Below are 20,919 nucleotides of genomic sequence, written 5' to 3'. Positions count from 1 at the left end.
ATCCTTGTTTCAAGGCTGGTATTTAAAACGAACAGTAACGCTATTACTTTAGTTATAATTACTAAATTATTAGACTCTTTGACTTACGCTTTCACTACATAAGTTATGTTGTTTTCATCGATTAAATACCTTGCCGAGATTATGAGAGCATTTCAATAAGGTTTTTCGTGTTGTTTCGTACTAGCACGCCAGTAATTGAAGCAACCCTTTGTCACCATTAAAATCAAACATTAATAGCGATGCAGGTTGGTTAAAATGATGATTTTTAACCGTAAATGCGACCAAAGCGAGAGAAGAACTACTGCCTATCGTGCCCCATAACTCATTGATAAGCTGTGGCTGTTCTGGATTCGTGAAACGTTCTGCTTTGGCCCCCAGTGCAAAGCCGTAATCTTCCGTGTGCATACGGAGGTTCGTCATATCGGAATACACTTCACCAAATGAATCGAGCTTTTTACTCGCGCGCTGAACAAGGCGATACATGCCTCTTCGATCTGACGTATTTAATTCCGTATCAATATAGCCAAGCTGCGCTTGAGGCTTAAGTTTCAATGTTTCTACCGTATTTCTTCGGCAGAGAATTAAACCAGCCCCTCCCTCACTCGGAATAACGCCCCACGGATTATAGGTACTCATGACCATGGCATCATCGATGAGTGCTTGCATCGTATCCACCATAGAATCGACGCTAATACACATCATTGCATCGTATTTATCCAAAGACTTCATAGCCTGTAGCACGAAGCTAGGCCCACTGGCATGCACTGCTTCGACCACAGAAAGAAAGTCAGAATAGTCACTTTCACCAAGCCATTCTTGTATCTTCACTAATGAAATTGTCGTTGGCACAGCAATAAGTAATGGAATCGGCTTCAAAGAACGAGGTAACTGCACAAGCAAGGAGTCCAATAAATTTGCAGTTAATTCACACGTTTTTTCAAACAACTCGCTCTCTTTTGTGTACTCGATTTTGGCAAACGTAAAACGCTCAATACCATCTTTACCAACCACTTGATCAAATCTGGCTAAATCAGCGTTTGCGACACTGGTTGCGATATCCAGATTCATACCCGTTGGCGTGATCACTTCCATCCCCAGCACGTAACGGCCTGTTGAATTATGCATGCTCGCTTACCTCCTCCAACTTAGTGATCGATGTCGACACCAACAAATGCTCTTTACCCTGACAAGGAAACGCAGCGGAGTAACTGATTGATATGGTTTTCTTTTCAGCATCCACAAATAAGGTGTACATCGCCATATCAGCTTGATAGCTGTTGTCTTTGAACGTCGCGATTGCGCGATATTTCTCTTTAGGAATTCGGAATGAAAGCGTGTCATCATGACAGAAACCACTCATCATCAAGCGCTCACCACCATGAAGAAAGCCTTTACATTGTTGGTCAACCGGCGCGCTTTGGAAGAAACGCTTATCAAAGTCGAGCGGTAACATTGGCTTGCGGTTTTCAATCCAATCCTCATCAAAGGTCCCCGCTAGTTTTTGGCGCGATTCAAAGAATGGAGGAACAGGACCAAAGCCCGCTACGCGAAGGTTTTTCGAAGTAGAACTCCACTCTTCTCTCGGGTAGAAAACCGAGGGCACTTTCTGTTCGAGCAGTTCTTTGTTGGAATCGGCCACCCCGCCACCAACTCGGTTACGTAGATCACCACCAATTGCACAGGTGTAATCAATGTCTTTTTCAATAAAAGGAATAGGCTTACTGAGCGTGATACTGCCACCATGTTCAACCCAAACACGTTCACCATGAATCGCGAGAGTTTTATCAATGTGGCCATCAATCAACACGCGACACTCTAGGTATGTCACTGGCTTTTTCGCGTAGCTGCGCGCTTTGCCGTAAACGAGCACATCTGTGTTGTCTTTGGTATACGCAAACTCGTGGTCAACTTTCATCGCAGAGAAACCTTCTTCGCCCAAATATTGAGGATCATCGAAGATTTCACTTTCACCTAATTCGTGCCAAACCACACCATCGAATTGCCAAGTACGTTTAGCGACAACAACCCAAACTTCATCGCCGTTTTCGTCACGTTGAAAACGACCTTTAAGTGATAGCTCCGGGTGCGCTTCAATATCCCATAATTGCATTGCTATTCCTTAAGTTGAATCGTTCGCTCGCAGAAGGTGCGGCCTTTAAATTGTTGAAGTTCCAGTCTTGTTGATGAATCGGCATCGCCATATCCCAAGGTACGTACGCTCTGGATTGAATACAGATTTGGCGCCATAACCAATCGCGGAACAGCACATCAACGTTAGGATCTTGCATCGCTGCTAAAGTAGATTCGAAGCTCAATGCATAACCCAAGCGGCTTGGTAGATCTTGGATGTGTTTTTCATCTTCTACCCATTCATTGAGCAGATCGACGATCTCTTCCCACTTATATTCGACACCAACGTCTTGCGGAGTAAGGGGAAGAAGCTTTCCGTAAACCACATACAAAGCTTGAATCCAAGTTTCACCGTCATCTTCTTCCAGAGTTTCCAAGTGCTCGATTATTTCTGGCACTAACTTCCAATCGCCACTCAGAGCAAAATCAACGGGAGCTAATGACGAAGAGATATCAAACGCTTCAAACTCTTTGAGTTCTAATAGTTTCGCGAAGGTCAAGACTTGGGCGGAAGGCAAACCACTAGGCTCAATACCAAAACACTGACGGAACCAGGTGCCTCTGTCGCGCTTAGTGATCAAACGTTCAAACAGATATTGTTCAGAGCTCGCATTGTCATTAATCCATTCAATCCCCTCTTCCACATCTTGTAATGCCAGTAGAGGTAGCGCGATATTAGAACGAATAACTTCCGCTTTATGCCAACGTTTAACTAACGCAACACTCAAAGCTTGGCGGAGACGCAAGCATTCAAAGTAAAACGGACTGGATTTCGCTTTGCCCTCAATGAGCTCCGACATCACGCTATCCATGTGTTCAACTGGAGATTGCGTGACAATGACCTTGGCGGTGTGTGCGTCTAACTCTTCGAGTAAGCTCAATCCACATAAAAGATTATCGAGTTCAGAACCAAGTTCTTTCTGTAGCATCAGCCAAGCGTAAATTTCTGGCTCTTGGCTTCTTAGCTGATGAATTAACCCCGGAGCTAATCGATAAAACGACAGATACACTTGTTTGAGCTCTTCTATTTGGTGCTCAATCAGTTTGAGGTAATCCAGATCACGACTCGGATATCCTCGTTTATGAAGTCGTACACGCTGCTTGATTAAAAAGCCGAGGCTCTCAGAAGCAATAGACAGCTTTTCATTGCAGAAGCTCAGCCATGTTGAAGGCAATTGGGAGAGGTCATTCACAGCACGTTCAGCTTTTGCTAACGCGTCTTCGACTTCTTGATTGGTTATGGGTGTCTTTAGGTGCTCAACACCGATTCTTTGTCGCATCTACTTATCCATTGTTAGCGTGCGATAACGCAATATCAGTTAGTTAACTCGAGTGACTAGTTAGCTCGAAGTAACGACTAAACTCGAGGCAATGAGTTAGCACGAAGCAATTCTTTACCACGAGATAAAGAGTTAAAACGAGGTAACTAATTAATCGCGATCGTTCCGCCTTGAATTTTTTGTGCTTTTTCTGCTTGAGAAGTGACGTACTTCGCTTTGGTGGTAATGCGGCCATCACGCCCGCTGTAGCGAGTTTCTGTCTCACCACTTCTGACGATCAGTTCTTGCTCTGTCTCGATGACCATTTTCTTCGCTCGCAGTACAAACTCGTCAGAGTCATCCAAAATGGAGAAGAAAATGTCCGCCACAAGAGGCAAACTCAAGTCGTCGTTCAAAAATTCGATTCGACAACTTAATCGATTATCGATAGCCATTTGCAGTTCAGAGCGGCGAAAGCCACGCCCTAACCTTGCGGTAAGTGGTTGGTTAAATGGGTTACCATCAAAATCAACGCGGACACTGCCCGTTGATTCGTTGATGGCGACTATGGTTCCAAAACGCGAAAAGCAAGCCGGTGTTTCGGCTTGCTGCTTCGTGATGGTTTCTGTAATAAGAGGCTGTTTTTCCATCATTAGTTAATCGCTACGTTACCACCTTTCACGACGACTTTATCGCTACCTTCAATGGTGATTGAAGAACCAGAGAGCTTGATTGAACCGTCGCTGTTCATCACTAATGAAGAACCACCGGTTTTCAGTACAATCTTGTCACCACTGATGATTTGCGTTGCGCCATCGGCTTTGTATGACGTATTACCTTTCACCGATACTGTTAAGTTGCCGCCTACGGTTTGGTTATCATCCGCACCAATGTCTGAGCTCTTCGATGCACCAACTGTTAAGTTGCTGTTTTCACCCACATCCAGATCATCATTCTTACCAATCTTAGTCGTGCGGTTATCACCAATTTCCAAATCAGAATTATTTTTCACATACTGAGTTTCGTTGGCGTTGTAAGTAACAGTGACGTCTTGCTCTACGGTTTCCGTAAAGGTGCTGTTTACTTGTGTTGTCTTGTGACCGTCAATGGTTTCCTTGTGGTCACCGTGTATTTCGTTGGTTTGATGACGCGCAACTTTTAGGAACTCGTCTTGACCGATGTCTCGGTAACGGTTGTTGAGTACTTTCGTCGACATGTCTTTTTGAGCGTGAATGTAGACTTCTTCTTGGTTCGCTTCGTCCTCAAAGCTCAATTCGTTGTAGCCAGTGCCTTTGTGCGTTTGAGTACGGAACGTGGTGCGCGTTTTGTTTTCTGGCAACGAGTATGGAGGGAAATGCAGGCCATTATAAACCGCGCCTGTCACTAGCGGACGGTCTGGATCCCCTTCAAGGAAAGTCACTACGACTTCATGGCCAATACGTGGCAAATAAACCGCACCCCAAGTTGGAGCCGCCATAGATTGGCTTACACGAATCCAACAGCTCGCATGTTCATCATTATCGCCATAGCGATCCCAATGGAACTGAACTTTGATTCGTCCAAGCTTATCGGTGTAGATCTCTTCACCTGCAGGGCCAACCACAACAGCAGTTTGCGGGCCGTCAACAAGTGGCGCTGCCATTTTTGGTGCTTTAAATACCACATCGCGTGGAATACAAGAAAACTGGTTGTAGTAGGTAGTCGGCATCCCACTCGTTTCGTCTTCATGCACTTGTGGATCTTGTCCAGTATGCATGACGGACAGCATGATGTAATCACGGTTAATTTCTGAACGAGGATGCTCCCCGATATTGAAGCTGTAACCAGACGCCAAACGCATTACGTCACTGCTTGCTTCCACTTGTTGGTTGTCAACAATGTGCTCAGACATCCATTCCGTCGTTCTCACCTGCCCCATCGCAGGATCAACATAACGACCTGGGTAATCGAACTGCTTCAAATCTTGGTCAAGGTCACCTGCGTGTGTCATCTCTTGCGGGATCTTTGGCTGCTCGTAGTTGTAATCCGTGTACGTAACCTGACCAGTTCGAACGCGGTTAACAAGCTCTAGATCAGAGATATGCTCGCGATCGGCAACACCGCCGCCGTCAGCGTGGAACACAATCGGTCCGATGTATGATGCATTGATTGGTGAGCTCACCAAAGGCGCGATAGCATCGTTACTATCAACAATCACCATGGTGTGGTTTGAATCGGTATGGTCGAAGTAATACCACATACCGTGCTCAGCCATCATTCGTTGAACGAAGTGCAAGTCAGATTCGCGATATTGCAGAACGTATTCTTTTGGAGGGTAAGTACCCGAGACTTCAAATCGATAATCAGTGACCGCTCCATCATCTAACACTTCAGTGATGATATCTTGCGCTGACTTTTGTTGGAAAATGCGACAATCTTGGCGCTGAGATAAAAACCAAGCTTGAGGAACCAAAACCAATTGATAGCGAGAAAAACGACGCCCCGTACCTAGGTAACGAACTTCGTTTACTACGCCGTTGAATACGCGCGCAGCACCGACACCCTGTCCATAAAGAGTCAGCGTGCCCGCTTTACGGATTAGAGCATCAAAAGAGATATCTGGATCAAGTGAAAGTAATGAGAGACTGATGTGAAAAGGCTTCGAAAGCTCTTCATTCACTTGAAAGCTTTCTACTCGAAACTCGTGCCCACACCCTGGCACTTCAAATTTAAATTCTACGTCATTCACCATATCTTTTACCTGATACAAATAATCGAATTAGGGCCAACAATTGTTGGCCCTGAATCTTTACGCAAAAAGCAATTATGCTTCGCGTGGAGCACGCCAGTCGTCGTTACCAGCTGTACCACAGTTTTCGTGAGTTACTTCGATTGCACGGTAAGTCAGCTTAAGAACTTCTTCTGTCACGCGGTCTGCAGTTGCAGCATCTTGACAGTGGTTCATGCGAGTTTGGATATCAACAAGTAGCGCATCAATCAGTTTGATTGTGTAGTAGTGCTCTTGCTTACCTTGAACTGAAGTACGGTAGAAACGAATCACACACTCAGGAAGTTTTTCACCAGATACTAGTGCGTTGAATAGTAGTGGAGAAGAACGGTCTTGAACTTTAGTTACAACAAGTGGGCGGTGTACACGTTGACCTGTTGGCTGACCGCTTTGTGGGTCACGTGGCACTGTTAGTACGTGGTCTAGCTCTTGTACTAGGAACTCATCAACGTGAGCTTCTTGCCAAGTGTTACCTACAGAATCTGCAGAGTAAGTATCTTTAGTGATGTGACCTTGAGTTTCACCTTGGATAGACATATATGCTGGAGTTGGCATCGTTATTTCCTTTTCTAAAATCTGTTTTGTTTAAATCACCAAATCGCTTATCACCGCGACTACTTGGTATATTCAAACTCCATGCCAACTTTTATAAACCTTACAATACAAACACTTAGATGGAAATTGGCATTATTTATCAATCTATTAAGTACAATTTATTGGATAAAAAACCAAAAAGTTGGAAATCGATAATAATAAATTGTTTCAATAATAAAAAGTGAAAATAACCATATATCAAGAACAGAATAAAGTTAATAAAACTAGCCATTTAGTCATATTAACTAAGAATTAATTCAGTATGACAAACCAAGATAATCAGCCGTAAATATTCCCACTAATTTTGTCATTAAAATCACCAGCAAACGCTAGGCAAAATATCTTGATAAAAAAACTGCACTGTCACTTCTAGTATAATAGCCGCTACCTCTTTTCCTCTAAAGAATAAAATGGCTATGATAAATATAAACCTTTCTTCATTAATTCAGCGTCTACACCCGATTGCAAAAGTGGCATTAGAAGACGCGGCTGCACTTGCAGTCTCTGAAAAAGCAAACGAAGTTCAAATTGAGCATTATTTACTGAGTCTTTTAGAAAGGCCAAATAGTGATTTTGACGTCTTATTAAGTCATTTTGATTGTTCTGAGAACTTATTAAGACAATCGGTTCGATCCACACTCGACACCAACGCCAAAGGAAATGGCAGCAAACCTGTTTTTTCTGCTTTATTAATCGAATGGTTACAAGAAAGCTGGCTGGTTTCTTCTTTAGATCTATCCGAAACACAAATCCGCTCTGGCGCCCTACTCCTTACTCTTGTTAGTAACCCTCTACGTTACGGCCAACATGGTTACGCCTCTATCCTTGAAGCGGTCAACCCTGACAGCCTTAAGCGTAACTTTGCAGAGCTAACAAGCCACTCTATTGAGGCGCAAGTCGCGACTTCCGAAAAAACACAAGCTCGTGAAGATGGTTCCGCACTGAGCAAGTTCACGACCGACTTCACTGGTAAAGCACGCAAAGGCGAAATCGATCCTGTTTTCTGCCGTGACCAAGAAATCCGCCAAATTGTGGACATTCTTGCTCGTCGCCGTAAAAACAACCCTATTGCAGTTGGTGAACCGGGCGTTGGTAAAACCGCAGTAGTAGAAGGCTTGGCACTTAAGATTGTACAAGGTGACGTACCAGACAACCTTAAAGGTGTTGAGCTTTACGGCTTGGATATGGGTCTTCTTCAGGCAGGTGCAAGCGTAAAAGGTGAATTCGAAAAACGCCTAAACGCGGTATTGGATGAAGTGAAAAACTCGCCAACCCCTATCATTCTTTTCATCGATGAAGCACACACCCTTGTGGGTGGTGGTAACCAAGCGGGCGGCAGCGACGCTGCAAACTTGTTAAAACCTGCCCTAGCACGAGGTGAAGTGAAAACCATCGCTGCAACAACATGGTCGGAATACAAGAAGTACTTCGAGAAAGATCCTGCCCTTGCGCGTCGTTTCCAATTGGTAAAACTTGACGAGCCGTCTCCTGAGCAAGCAGCATTGATCATTCGTGGTCTGCGCCCAGCATACGAGAAATCACACAACGTTTACGTGCGTGACGATGCTATCACTGCTGCGGCAGCACTTTCTGCGCGTTATATCTCTGGCCGTCAACTACCAGACAAAGCGATCGATGTGCTAGATACGGCGTGTGCACGAGTGAACATCAGCCTTAATGCCATTCCTGCTTCTGTTGAGACTCTGCAGCAAGAACTTGCAGCTCAACAGCGTGAGCTTGAAGCACTTGAGCGTGATGCTCTGCAGCAAACTGGCGACAAGCACAGCCTTGCTAACATTCCAGACCTAAAACTGGCAATGGAAACAACGAAAGAAGAGCTAGCAGAACAAGAAGCGCAATGGCACAAAGAAAAAGAGCAGATCCAAGAAATGATTGTTCTACGCTCTCGCTTACATGAACTGGTCTTTGGCGAAGCAAATGAAGAAGAACTTGCTGCAGACGAAGACTCAGAACAAGAGCAAGACGTTTCTCCATATGCAGAAATGGATGAAGAAGCCGTTCGCATTGCAATTTCAGCCTGTCAAGAACAGCTAGACGCAATCCGCAATGGCAACCCACTGGTTCACTTTGAAGTGGGTCCAGATGAAGTCAGCCACGTCATCTCGGACTGGACTGGTATTCCAATGGGTAAGATGCTTCAAGACGAAGCAGAAACCACACTAAAACTGAAAGAAAGCCTAACACAGAGCATCAAAGGCCAAGAATACGCTATCGATGCACTGTCTGAAGGCATTCAAACTGCGAAAGCTGGCCTAGGTAACCCAGACGCACCAACAGGCGTATTCCTGCTGGTTGGTCCAAGTGGCGTGGGTAAAACTGAAACGGCTCGTGCGATTGCTGATCAAATGTTTGGTGGCGAGCGCTTTATGACGACCATAAACATGTCTGAGTTCCAAGAGAAGCATACCGTATCTCGCCTAATCGGTTCACCTCCGGGTTACGTAGGCTACGGTGAAGGCGGCATGCTGACAGAAGCGGTTCGTCAACGCCCATACTCTGTTGTACTGCTAGATGAAGTGGAAAAAGCCGACCCAGAAGTATTGAATCTATTCTACCAAGTGTTCGACAAAGGTACGCTGAACGACGGCGAAGGCCGCACCATCGACTTCAAGAATACGCTGATCATCATGACCAGCAACCTTGCGACGCACGAGATTGAATCTTTGGTTCATCAATCAAAAGACATCGATGCCAACATCATCGCAGAAGCCATCCGCCCGACGTTGAACCAACACTTCAAACCAGCGCTACTGGCACGTATGTCGGTACTGCCATTTGTTCCGCTGTCTGATGAAGCAATGACAGAAATCATTCACCATAAGCTGAACAAAGTCTCTCAGCGTCTACAGAGCCATCACAAATTGTCTCTGAGCTACGAAGAAAGCTTGGTTGAATTCGTACTGGGTAACTGTCGCCTTGCTGAAACAGGCGCACGTAACATTGACGCGGTTATCAACCGTCAGTTACTGCCGCAGCTATCGACACAGCTATTGGTGCATGACAAGGATGATTCACATACGCAAATCGCAGTTTCTGTCGATGAGCAAGGAACACTAACCTATGCGTTCAGCTAATCATAGCGAACTTAGCAACGCCCTACTTGCGATCAGCCAATCTTTGGCTGATCGCAGCCAGCTGACCCAAACGTTAGATGCCGTGTTGACCGCTGCGAGACAAATGACTCTCGCAAAACACGGCATCATTTATGTTTTGGACCAGACTGGTCAAGCGTTGATCCCAAGTACCGCTCACCATAACGATAAAACGATTGTTTCCCACCCTTGGGAAGCATTGCAGATAGATTCTGCCAGTGAGAACGACCCATTTAACTTTGCGATTCGCAATGGTGAAGTGGTGTTGATCAACGAGCTGTATAAGTACAACGGTTACGACTGTGAAAGCATTTATCAAAGCGAGCAGATACTTGGACTAAAGAGCGAAAACTTATTGGCTTGGCCACTTATCGACAACGATAGTAAAACCATCGGCCTGTTAGTGTTGCTCGATTTAAGCGTTATCGACAACGAAGCCGCACTCACTGAGTTCTGTCGTATGGCCGCAAGCAATATTCGCCAAGCAGTTTGGTTAGAGCAATATGGGCAAGTGATTAAAAGCCTGAGTGCCGATAACCAAGCACTGCTCCGTGAGAACACTCAGCTTAAAAAGCGTACCAAGAAAACCTATCAGGGCCCGATTGCAGAGAGCGAAGAAATGCTCAATGTTTTAAATCGTCTTGATAAGGTGCTATCTCTTCCTGTCGACGTTCTGTTGCGTGGTGAAACTGGTGCAGGTAAAGAAGTGATCGCGAAATACATTCACGAAAACTCTAACCGAGCAGAACAGCCTTTGATCGTTCAAAACTGTGCGGCTATTCCAGAGCAGTTATTAGAATCTGAGCTTTTTGGGCATAAGAAAGGTTCATTTACGGGCGCAGACAAAGACAAAGTCGGCCTGTTTGAAGCAGCCAACGGCGGAACGCTATTCCTAGATGAGATTGGTGATATGCCAATGCTACTGCAGGCAAAATTGCTGCGTGTCTTACAAGAGCGTAAAGTTCGCCCAATCGGCACCAGCAAAGAGATTGAAGTGGACGTGCGCGTTATCGCCGCTACTCACTGTAATCTGATGCAGCAAATAAAAGATGGCGGATTCCGTGCCGACTTGTTCTATCGCTTGAATGTTTTTCCGATTACATTGCCGCCTTTAAGAGCCCGTAAGTCGGACATCCTCCCTCTCGCAGAACACTTCGTGCAACACACCACAAACACGCTAGGTTTACCGCAAGCACCAGGGTTAAGTGCCAACGTCCGTAAACAGCTTCTTGCATACTCTTATCCGGGTAACGTACGTGAGCTGAAAAACATCATCGAACGCTCGGTACTGCTGTCCGATTTTGAAACCATCACTCACATTGAGTTTGGTGAACAAATCCCAGAAGATACGCCAAGTGTTGAAGTCAAAGCTGCATCACCTGCCCCAGAGCAACCTGCTTACGAGCCAGCACAAGCGGATTTAGAAGACGCTTCAATGGGCCTTAAGGACGTTGTCAGCCAATACGAGCGCACAGTGATCATCGATTGCTTAAATGCCTGCAATTGGCACACCAAGAAAGCCGCTGAGCAATTGGCACTTCCAATGAGTACGCTCAACCACAAGATGAAGAAATACGATATTTCTGCAGCGGGTTGATAAAAAACGGGAAACGGGAAAATTTTAACTACTGTTTGAACAGAAAAGAATAAAAAAACCGCCCGAAGGCGGTTTTTTTGTATCCGAGTACTAATTCTCTACCCAGCTATCAATCATATCGATCCTCGCTTCGAGCAAGCTATCAAAATGGTCGTTGTAACTCATCCACTTCTGAAGGTTGATATGTGGTTTAAATTTAATTTCCTTAGAATGATCAGCATACTCAAGGTCTGTTTTGAGCTTATTAAGCTGTTTAGCAGCCTCAACTTCGTCTTCTTTGTACTTGAGTTTGATCCAGTTACTTGGAATTCTAGTCACACCACTATCGACCATGTGCATTCCATCACCTTTCTCTAAATCTAGCCCTGCTCCAAACGGAGCATTGACTTGTATACCAAAGTTGATGCCTTTCCTTGAACTGCTTGGTGCAATCATCGGCCTTAAGCCATTTACTTTGTGACCAAATAGATTGATATAAGAAAGCTCTTCCACACTGGCAAACAAAGTGGTTTCTTCCTCCCTTGCACCGCTCCAAGTCGATAGTGCTATACACTCTAGACTTTCTGAATTCATCTTAGCTAGGTCTTCTTGAAGCTCAGACAGCGATTTAGGAATTCTTTCGATTTCAGATTTTTCAAAGATAAAAGAGTCACCCACCTTTTTCACTGTTCCGAGTCGTGCGACTGCTTTAAAATCTGTCACTGGACATAGGTTTGAGCCAGGCCATAAGTTTGGATCATAAGAGAATTGAACGTGAATTGGGATTAGATTTTTATCAAAACCTTGCTCCTCTAAATTATCAGGATCACACGGTTTTGAACGAATCAGTAGAGTTGCCGTCGTTTCTTTATTCCAGTTAAACGCAGTAACTTTACCACTCATGCGCTTATCAGCTTTTAGAAGAGGATCATCCCCACCTTTCTTAGCAGAGGCGTATTTTAAGCCACTTTGCCCTAAGTAAAGGCTCACTTTTGCCCCATCAAAAACCTGTGGATATCGTACTTTCTTACCCTCAGGTGGCGTTAAAAATGTCTTCTCATAGAAGAGACCATCGCCAAAAATAGCGCCGCTAAAGTTGATAAAGTCTTTTGTTAACTCATATTGACGAGATGGTGACAAAGTCACGTTAAATCGGTCGATGGTTCTCTCTTTGCTATCTGTCGAACCAAACGAGGACAGCACATTGACACGCTTTTCTGTCTTACTTTGACCTGGCACTTTTAGCTCAAAAAAGTAGCTCAGGAATTTGAAACCACCCGAGACGGTCGAGCTAGCAGCTGTATCAAAGAGACTCTTCAATGCAACATCATCGTAGTTAGCAACTGGTCGAATACCAAATACACGTGTAGTACCAAAGAAATAACTTGGCTGAATAATGACGCCAAGCTTCTTCGCATTATTGTCATCGCCAAAAATCACTTTTCTCTCTTGTTCAGAAAAGTTCACAGGTGTTAACTCTGACACATATTCTATGTGAGTAGAGGCAACACAATCACTCCACTTCCAGTTTCCTTCATTTGAACTATGTGAGATGACATCAAGACAAATCGGCAGCTGACCAATAACGTTGCTGTTATCTTCGCTCCCAACCCCATCTTTTACCAGCGCTACGACCTTAACATTGTCATAGGGTGTCAGCATTGCACCGTTCTCTCGATAATATTGCTCAAACGGCACCCAATCATCATATTTTGGAACTGAATCATTACTTTTATAAGGACGACGAACAAAGACTTCAACTCTCTCGAAGATACTGTCATCTAATCCTGTTGGTGGTTTATCCCCTAGTAATGCTTCGAAATGGCTGTCGTCTTGACTTGCTCTGTAATGAATTGGGAAGTAATGGTTATATCGCTGAGCTTTCTCAGTCACCAAGTCGGTCAAATCATCGGATGAATAATGTCGGTAAACATTAACACCTTGAGCGTATATTTTGGCAACCGAAGCGCTACCAATTTGGTTGTATGATTGACTGTAGCCATTTTTCTCCATCCAAACTTCATCTAAGTGTTCAGCACCCAGCAGTGAGATATCAACACTCCAATCATCATTGAGGATGAACTCATCAATATAGCCCAGCACATCGAGGTCACTGAACTGATTGATTTTAGGACCACTCAGCACATCAGCGTCACTTAATATCCCGCCACCGCTAAAAGCAGGATTCGCATTGACAGCGTGAAAGCTCTTAATCAAGCGAATCAAACCATTCAACGCAATCATTCGCTTCATATACGATTTTAAGTACACTCGTGTCGCATTGGGGATATCTGGCTGTGCTAAAAATTGGTTAAACGCCATAAGATCTTGATGACGGATGGAATCAACCTGCTTAACGCATTTTTGATATTCAGTGTTTGGCTTTAAGAGGTCCATAATGGCAGTAGCAAGCTTTACACCTTCCACCCCTGCGGCAATAACTTTTGCTGGCGGGAAGGCCATGGCCGCCCCACCAATTAATGCATTCAAACCGGATTGGATAAACTCCAGCATCGCCTGATCTTCGTTCATGTCCTTGGCAATTTTTATCTTTGCCGCCTTTTCAACATTCATAAGGCCTGCGCGACACGGCGGATATTCCACAGAACGGCTAAACGCGAGATAGATTTCAACCCGACGGTTTTTTACTCGCTCTTCAATCGTACGGTTGGTATTACCAGGTAATGAAACTGCATACCCTTTTGCTACAATTTTGAACATAGGAGACCAAACGCTTCGAGCGTCCGGAGACATCGCATCAAGGATTGCCTCTTTGACAGAAACAGCACGCTTTTCCGATAGAGCCAAGTTGTAGGCTTCTGACCCCATATTACAGGTATGGCCTGTTATGACAATTTCGAAAGGGTTGCTAATTAACGCCTGTAACTGCTCAGCGATTCTTTTGTGCACACTACCTTTTTCAGTGACTTGGTAAGAATCGAACTCAAAAAATGTCATGTTCAACCGAAGTAACACGTCTTCTACACGCTGGTCTAGTGAAACACTGCCTTCTTCTACAAACAAATCTGGCATTTCATTTCTTAGTTGATTGACAGCATTTTGATACTTCTCTTCCGTTCCCTGAAAAGCTTGTGCTTTATCTGCCTGTACAGAAGCGGTTGTTGCCATGTATTCCTGTATTTTAGATAGTAAATCTCCGTGTGCCGAACCTTGAGCAGCTTGGCTTCCGTTCCAATTGGCATAGGTATTGACGGCATCGTAACCCAGCTCCGCAATAGTTAGCGGTTTATCTAACATGTCTAAAGCTTTCATTCCGATCCGCCCTGCGCCAGTAAGGTATGGCAAAATGGAAGCGCTCCATAACGGAGAGACTCTATCCATCTGCGCATGAAACTTCTGACTAAACCACACTATTTGCGCATTAATGCGGCCATTCATAAAGTGAGCAGATTGGGTCACTTCGTTCGGATAGTGATCATTTAGGTCCGCCACAGCTTTGATGAAAGCTCTAGACGCTTGTGTAGCACCCAAAGTTTTACTTACGGTAAGTGCTAGCTTAGCAAGTTCAGTATCTCCAGTGTTAATGCTTGATACTGAAGAAGCTGCAAATTTACTTAACGTCCCCCAACTGATGCCATCTTTTAACACACCGGAAGTTGACTCTAAACTGCCTTTTACCGTTTGAAACGTCGCCCACGTTGAGTTTGGCAAACTGGTTTTGGTCTCCTTTCGTTCAATCAGCTTTGCTGGGCTGTCGTAAGGGAATGCTTCTAAATCGGCATTCAAATGAGGGAAGAATTGTGGGGCGTGGTTAATTAAGGCTTCTTCAACGGAGATAGGATCGCCATTAACAACGGATGTACGCCCCGCGGTTGTGTGAATATCCAGAGCAAGGGCATTTTCTTTTAGACTATATGATTCGGGTATCCTGCTAGCTCTTAGAGTCGACCTGATTTCGTCGGCGTCGCCCCCGTTAATTTTCTTTGAAAAATTAATATCAATACGAACAGAGGTTAGTCGGTCATTTAAAACTAAAACACTTTCCGAGTTTAACCAAAACGTTGCGACATACATAGACTCGTCTTGACTAACCTGACCATCTGTAGAGTATTTGTACAAAACGTCTTTAACCGTCGATGTAGGTAAAACACCCTGACCCTCGGTCTCAGAGCCTTGGATATTAATGCCTTTTGGTAAATCGGCTAATGTAACTTCAGCGCCAACATAATCTTTTGAGGAAAAAATAACCTGAATAGTATAAAACTGCGGAACTTCCACTATATGTATTTGTTTAGAGTGGCTATTATTAAACCACTCTGCGTAGTTGTTAAAGAAGTCACTGCTTTGGTCAACTTGGTCCGAGGGGGGAGCTAGGCAATCTTGCTCGACACTTACACGCTTCACGCTTAAATCAGTCACACAAGCAGGTTGCCCTTTATCATCCTTTATCTCCTTAAGATCATTATAAGACAACAAGTTGTAGAGTTTAGTTAACCATGGCTCTTGGTCTTTACTTTCTTGGGCTGCATTCGCCATCTGGCTTAATGGCACCAAATAGCTCGGGAAAAACAATACGTCTTGCACGGCGCCCTTGTTAATCGCGGCTTCCACACAACCCTTTGCCAAAGGAGCCTTCAGTAACTCAGCGCCTATCTGATCAGCATTGAATTCGCGAGCCGCTAAAATATTAAGCTTCCCCAACTCATCACTAACCGCGATCGGATTTTTACTGCTGGTGGATATCTGTTTGTTAGTAGTACTGTGGTCTGCAACAAACTCTTGTTTAACTTCTAAGCTCGGAATAACCAATGTTTCATGGGCTAATGGGAAAAAGCGCCCAACAGGTTTACCATCCCTGTCATGCAATCTTCCCATTAGATACAGGCCCGGAATATCGTAACGTTTTACCATTTTTTAACCCCCATATATTCCCTTACCTGCTCCATATCTGTAAATAGCGCTTTCATATCGTAATACTGAGCACAATTCTGGAACTCTCCTCGGCTTCTTGCGCAATCCCAACGTAACTTTTCTGTAACGTCTGGTAAAAGTTCATCATATTGCGCTTTGGTAGGGATAGGAGGCATAAATGGACGCAGATCCATACTTTCAAAGTCTGCATACATATGTGACGGTATAAAAAAGCTTAAGCGATGGAGTCGGTCATAGTCGAATTCACCTTCCCCAGTTTTTAATGCGTAGTTATAGCTCAAACCATCAAACATCCCTACTTCTCCGGGCTGTTTCAGGCGCACAACTCTGTTACCATTTGCTCTCGCATACCACTTACCTCGCTGCAAAACATACCTTTCTGGCACCTTTTCAATTTTTTTCTGAGGGTCTTCAAGCGAATATAAGTCGTAGGGTTCACGTCTATTACAGGCTAGATACTTCTGCAGCGCTCCTTTGGTAAAACGGGTCAAACATTCAGGAGCTAAATACTCTTTTTTACCAAGTAAAGACATATCTGAAAAACGGAACACTAATTGCTGATCAGGGCCTCGGTTATCGGCATCATCTATTTTTCTTACTTTATAGATAAATCGGTCATTCACCTGATCAATAAAGAAAGCATAACCATCACGCAGCGGATTGAAGGTTTCTTTATCAACGTGGATCGCAGATTGAAATACGTCACTTCGATTGTGGCTTTCGAGTTCAAGGCGCTGTGGGTTACGACTGTCAGAGTCAATAAAATAGAACTCTTTACTATCTTGAGTAAAGGTCGCCGACGTGCAAAACTCCGCCTTAACGATGGTTTCTCTTTTCTTTAAATCATAAACAGCGCAATTAGCCCATGCTCCATAACCATAATAGCGAAACGCTAGATATCTCCCGTCAGGGGAGCGTTGGATATCATTCCCCCCAGCTGGTAATTCACCAAATTCGTCGCGATGAAGTAACAACCGGACATCCGTTCCATCTAGGTTCATAGTATAGATGGTAGAATCTGGTCCATAGTTAAACATCACTTGAGGTTGAGTGTGCGTTGCATTCCACTCTTCTATAGGTGCACCTTCTAGAGGATCTATTACTATCCGCCACCCCCTAATTTTAGAAATCTCTCCAGTGTGCTTACCAAAAGATAGGGATTCAATTATGTAGCTAAGATTGGTTTTATAATTCTTATCCATTGAAGGCTTGCTTTGCCAATGTATAACACCAGCCCCAGCCAATAAGGCGGCAATAATAGCGCTGCCTATTATAATTTTTTTCATAATTTGTTCATTCTCTTCATAATTTGATAAACCGAGGTCTAAAGCACATTCCCCGTGTTATCACTTTAATTGGCGTTGATAAGCTCTAGCATCATGTCTAATATCTTCTTTTGACGCTCTCTTTCTTCATTAACTTCATCAGGCACTCGCTGTTCTTCGTGCTTAGAAGCCATCGGTAATTCTGGTGGTTCTGCGGTGATCTCTTGGTATGTCAGCCCTTCAAACATCATCACCGCGCTGTCTTGCCCCCCAAGGTGCGAAAGAACAAGTGTAAACTTTCCTTTGGGAGGCATACCTGTCACTAAGGCACTGATATAACCATCCTTACTGGTTAACTCAAAGGGCTCGGTAACTCGCCAGTCACTTTCAGAATCTTCCATAATGGCAACTAAGCCGTCATACGAAGCCAACGAGTAAGGGTCTAGCTGTTCTGCCAATGGGCCATCTGCTAAGCCAACTTCCAAGCGGACAAGAAAACCACTGTTTTTTCCATCCACATAAGCAATGACCGTATTACTCTGGTCGTAACTACGAACGATGGCTTGTTGGTCACTCAGCCATGGCATGTCGTCTTCGGTCACTTTGTGGATGGCTGCGCTGTCTACATCGGAGGTGAATTCTTTTACACTGAATGACTGTGCGTCACTGTAACTGCTTAATTCATCTAATGGCGTGCTGGATTTCTCTAGCAAACCAGCATCCGATTCTAATGCTTCAATTTGAGTAAAGCGCTTTTGCTTTGGTGAGAAAATGATCTTGAGTCCATTTTTTCCCTGTTGGACTTCACCCGATATTTTGTAAGGTGCCCAGAAATGCGCCATAGCAAAACCGCTTGCGCTTCTTTGTATTACCTGAGGTGTGTCTTTTTTCTTTTCCTCTTGCTCTAGCGTGCGGTAATACTCGACGTCAACATCTTGGTAGTAACCTTTCTCGTTTATCGCCATCTCTCGCCAAAGCTTTCCTTTCCAAAACACATAAAGGAAACCACCACGCAGGTCAGAAGCTTTTGCTTTGTCGTTGCTGCCATCTAAGTAAGCCAATGGTCTCACCGGCACCAACACGTTATCCCACTCATCCATCTGAGTCTCTTTATCAACGGGTTGCAAATCTTCGGCGAGTTTAAGCAAGATTGGCTGAGGCTGGTCGGAACAAGGGATTTTGATATAGAGCGTTTTGCCCTCAGCTTCGAGATCTTTAAACGTCGCGAGGCTGCGGTGTTTGTTTTCTGTATCGGCCTTGCCTACAGTAACTTTTTCTTTTTGAGCGTCCGTTTTACCCAACATCAAACATGCTGCATTGCTAGACCACTGCCCTGCAAACTCGACAACAATTTTTTGGTCTGGGCTTGGCTCAGAAGGTACATGCGTGTAACTGCGAACTAGAGCAACATCGTCAGTAACCTGCTTGTAACCCGCTTTAAAAACTTTGCTTTCATTCGAAGCAGATACAGAGTCAACGAGTGTTTTAAGTCTAGGAAAACTTTGCAACTGAGAGTCTGTTAGTGGCGACCTACGAGCAAAGGAAGACAATGAGACCCAACTGCCTTTTCCAAGTTCGGCTCTGATAGCTGCTAGCAATCCGCTGGTCGTTTTTTTAGAGGAAAGAGAAATCTTTTGCGCAAACTCTTTAGGGAGGTTTCTAAGGATGTCATCTGAATTTCGCAAACGCGAAAGCTGCCCTATACACTCGTCTGGTGTAAGAACATAAGATAGCTCGCTGGAGGATAGCTTCGAGCTAGGTATAAATTTGCAAACTAAATGCATTTGAATTCTCCACAACCAACATCGTAAATATGGTTGCGGTGACATTTAAGCTGATAAGGCTTACAAGTACGATTTGGTGCGCTAATGCTACTAATTTAATTTAGAACATTCAATCGCATAGAAAAATCAACAAATAAGCTAAAAACCACCAATAAGACACATTCGCTAGCAAATAAATCATTTTAACTACAGATACAGGCAAACTAACTAGACATTAAAATCAAAAAGAAGGATTCAAATAAAAGGAATTTTTTTATTTTTGGGCAGAAGTTAACAGTTTCGATATAGACAATGAGGGAGCAAAGAAAGGCTGTAAAGCAATGACCTTCCTCAGTAACAATAAATAATAGAATTGCTACTGAGGAAGTATGAATAAAAAAAGGTGAGTGCGTATCACACCCACAAAAACGCGTAACCGCTTTGATGTGATGCTAGGCTGGTGTCACTTCATTACGATTACACAACTGTCAGGTAGTACCCTACCTTACGCAGAACTCTATACTTGGGGTATAGCGATGGATGTAACTATATAATATTGCGACATATTCTCAACGTGGCATATTCACCATCACAATCTTGAATTGACCACCACAATCACACCAACACCATCTAAAAACAAAATAGGTATAGTCATTCTAGATATTTGACCTTGTATAAAGACCATCAAATCATCTGTCGCAATTATTAGAAAAAGCTAATTATTTGACTTAGATCACTTAAAACCAAGTAAAAAGAAAGCGAGCTAAATGCTCGCTTTGTATTACGCAACCTTTTTCAAGGCTATATCTTCCTTATCTCTATACAGATAATCAGAGACGGAAAGCACTTTAACGATAGTGCTCGAATAATTAAATGTCGTGTTGACCTCAGTAGCACTTACAGATAATGAATTGGTACCATTTCCATAGACAGTAATTGTGCCCTCTTTCAAAGAAGACAAATCAAGATCAACGGTCCATGTTCCATCACTGAGCACAGATGCATTACCAGTAGTTGGTTTATCATCAGCATCAACAGCTCTGATTTCTATTACTTCACCCTCTTCAAAGCGAGTAGTTGTTCCATTAACAGTTACTGTTGTATTACCAGACACATCACTGATGGCTCCTATAGTGATCGTTGGTGTGATTGGTAACGAGTAAGTGCTGTCATCTGCGCCTGTATTCCCTGATAGGTCTTGGTAGTCTTTGACCACCAAGCCTACAGTCAGCTCTGACGACACAGGCACAACAACGTCACCAGTCCAGACTTTCGCATCCCCTGCCTTGGTCAGCGTGATGGCGGAACCACCCAGCTCTGCACTCGCTGTTTGCAGCGCTTTATCGAACTCCAGTGTGACCGCGACACTTTGCCCTTCCAACTGGTGCGTTGGATTGAAGGTCGCGCTGATCAAGGTTGGCAGTGCCTGCGACAGCGTGAAGGTACTCGTTTCTGTGGCCTCGACATTCGATGCGTTGGTCCCCTTCACCACTACGGTGTAGGTGCCATTTGTCTCACCACTGATGTCCATTGCGTTGCTCGTCCAAGCACCGCCGTTT

12 protein-coding genes and 1 pseudogene are annotated in these 20,919 nt (G+C 44.2%); 3 read left to right on the top strand and 10 right to left on the bottom strand.

Annotated features, from left to right (window positions below; genetic code table 11):
* Nucleotides 1–180 precede the first annotated feature (180 nt).
* The 6 genes from QTO06_RS10905 to QTO06_RS10880 form a co-directional block, all read right to left on the bottom strand.
* Entirely contained in the window at nt 181–1,125 is a 945-nt protein-coding gene (locus tag QTO06_RS10905; RefSeq protein WP_331408011.1) for a hypothetical protein, read from the bottom strand.
* The gene (locus tag QTO06_RS10900; protein ID WP_331408010.1) at nt 1,118–2,110 is read right to left on the bottom strand and encodes a DUF2169 family type VI secretion system accessory protein; all 993 of its coding nucleotides are present in this window, start codon (nt 2,108–2,110) and stop codon (nt 1,118–1,120) included. The genes QTO06_RS10905 and QTO06_RS10900 overlap by 8 nt, the downstream gene beginning before the upstream one ends.
* On the bottom strand, nt 2,091–3,410 hold the full coding sequence (locus QTO06_RS10895) for a hypothetical protein (protein WP_331408009.1): 1,320 nt from the start codon (nt 3,408–3,410) through the stop codon (nt 2,091–2,093). The genes QTO06_RS10900 and QTO06_RS10895 overlap by 20 nt, the downstream gene beginning before the upstream one ends.
* Before the next feature lie 146 nt (nt 3,411–3,556).
* The gene (locus QTO06_RS10890; protein ID WP_331408008.1) at nt 3,557–4,042 is read right to left on the bottom strand and encodes a hypothetical protein; all 486 of its coding nucleotides are present in this window, start codon (nt 4,040–4,042) and stop codon (nt 3,557–3,559) included.
* On the bottom strand, nt 4,042–6,120 hold the full coding sequence (gene tssI / locus QTO06_RS10885; protein ID WP_331408007.1) for a type VI secretion system Vgr family protein: 2,079 nt from the start codon (nt 6,118–6,120) through the stop codon (nt 4,042–4,044). The genes QTO06_RS10890 and tssI overlap by 1 nt, the downstream gene beginning before the upstream one ends.
* 72 nt (nt 6,121–6,192) lie before the next feature.
* Nucleotides 6,193–6,711, bottom strand: a complete 519-nt coding sequence (locus tag QTO06_RS10880; protein ID WP_331408006.1) for an Hcp family type VI secretion system effector — start codon at nt 6,709–6,711, stop codon at nt 6,193–6,195.
* A gap of 455 nt (nt 6,712–7,166) precedes the next feature.
* On the opposite strand from QTO06_RS10880, the gene tssH reads away from it, so the two are divergent.
* Nucleotides 7,167–9,845: a type VI secretion system ATPase TssH gene (gene tssH / locus QTO06_RS10875; protein WP_331408099.1), complete on the top strand. Its 2,679-nt coding sequence runs from the start codon at nt 7,167–7,169 to the stop codon at nt 9,843–9,845.
* A complete protein-coding gene (locus QTO06_RS10870) occupies nt 9,832–11,460 on the top strand; it encodes a sigma-54-dependent Fis family transcriptional regulator (RefSeq protein WP_331408005.1) in 1,629 nt (542 codons plus the stop codon). Before tssH ends, QTO06_RS10870 begins: the two co-directional genes overlap by 14 nt.
* Nucleotides 11,461–11,550: 90 nt before the next feature.
* Here QTO06_RS10870 and QTO06_RS10865 read toward each other — a convergent pair whose 3' ends face one another.
* From QTO06_RS10865 to QTO06_RS10855, 3 genes are all read right to left on the bottom strand, one after another.
* Nucleotides 11,551–16,311 carry an OmpA family protein gene (locus QTO06_RS10865; protein ID WP_331408004.1) on the bottom strand — a complete coding sequence of 1,587 codons (4,761 nt, stop codon included), beginning with the start codon at nt 16,309–16,311 and terminating at the stop codon, nt 11,551–11,553.
* Nucleotides 16,305–17,618 carry a TolB family protein gene (locus tag QTO06_RS10860; RefSeq protein WP_331408002.1) on the bottom strand — a complete coding sequence of 438 codons (1,314 nt, stop codon included), beginning with the start codon at nt 17,616–17,618 and terminating at the stop codon, nt 16,305–16,307. Before QTO06_RS10860 ends, QTO06_RS10865 begins: the two co-directional genes overlap by 7 nt.
* Nucleotides 17,619–17,683: 65 nt before the next feature.
* A complete protein-coding gene (locus QTO06_RS10855) occupies nt 17,684–19,381 on the bottom strand; it encodes a hypothetical protein (protein WP_331408000.1) in 1,698 nt (565 codons plus the stop codon).
* Nucleotides 19,382–19,767: 386 nt separating this feature from the next.
* Between QTO06_RS10855 and QTO06_RS10850 the strand changes: the two genes are divergently transcribed.
* Nucleotides 19,768–19,914: a hypothetical protein gene (locus QTO06_RS10850; RefSeq protein WP_331407998.1), complete on the top strand. Its 147-nt coding sequence runs from the start codon at nt 19,768–19,770 to the stop codon at nt 19,912–19,914.
* Nucleotides 19,915–20,141: 227 nt separating this feature from the next.
* On the opposite strand, the pseudogene QTO06_RS10845 reads toward QTO06_RS10850, so the two are convergent.
* Nucleotides 20,142–20,919 (bottom strand): annotated as a pseudogene (locus tag QTO06_RS10845) (tandem large repeat); the annotation flags it as partial.

The sequence above is a fragment of the Vibrio sp. M260121 genome, assembly GCF_036533715.1.
Taxonomy (GTDB): Bacteria; Pseudomonadota; Gammaproteobacteria; order Enterobacterales; family Vibrionaceae; genus Vibrio.
Note: the sequence above shows the minus strand (reverse complement) of the source record. Positions and strands in the feature narration are given on the sequence as shown.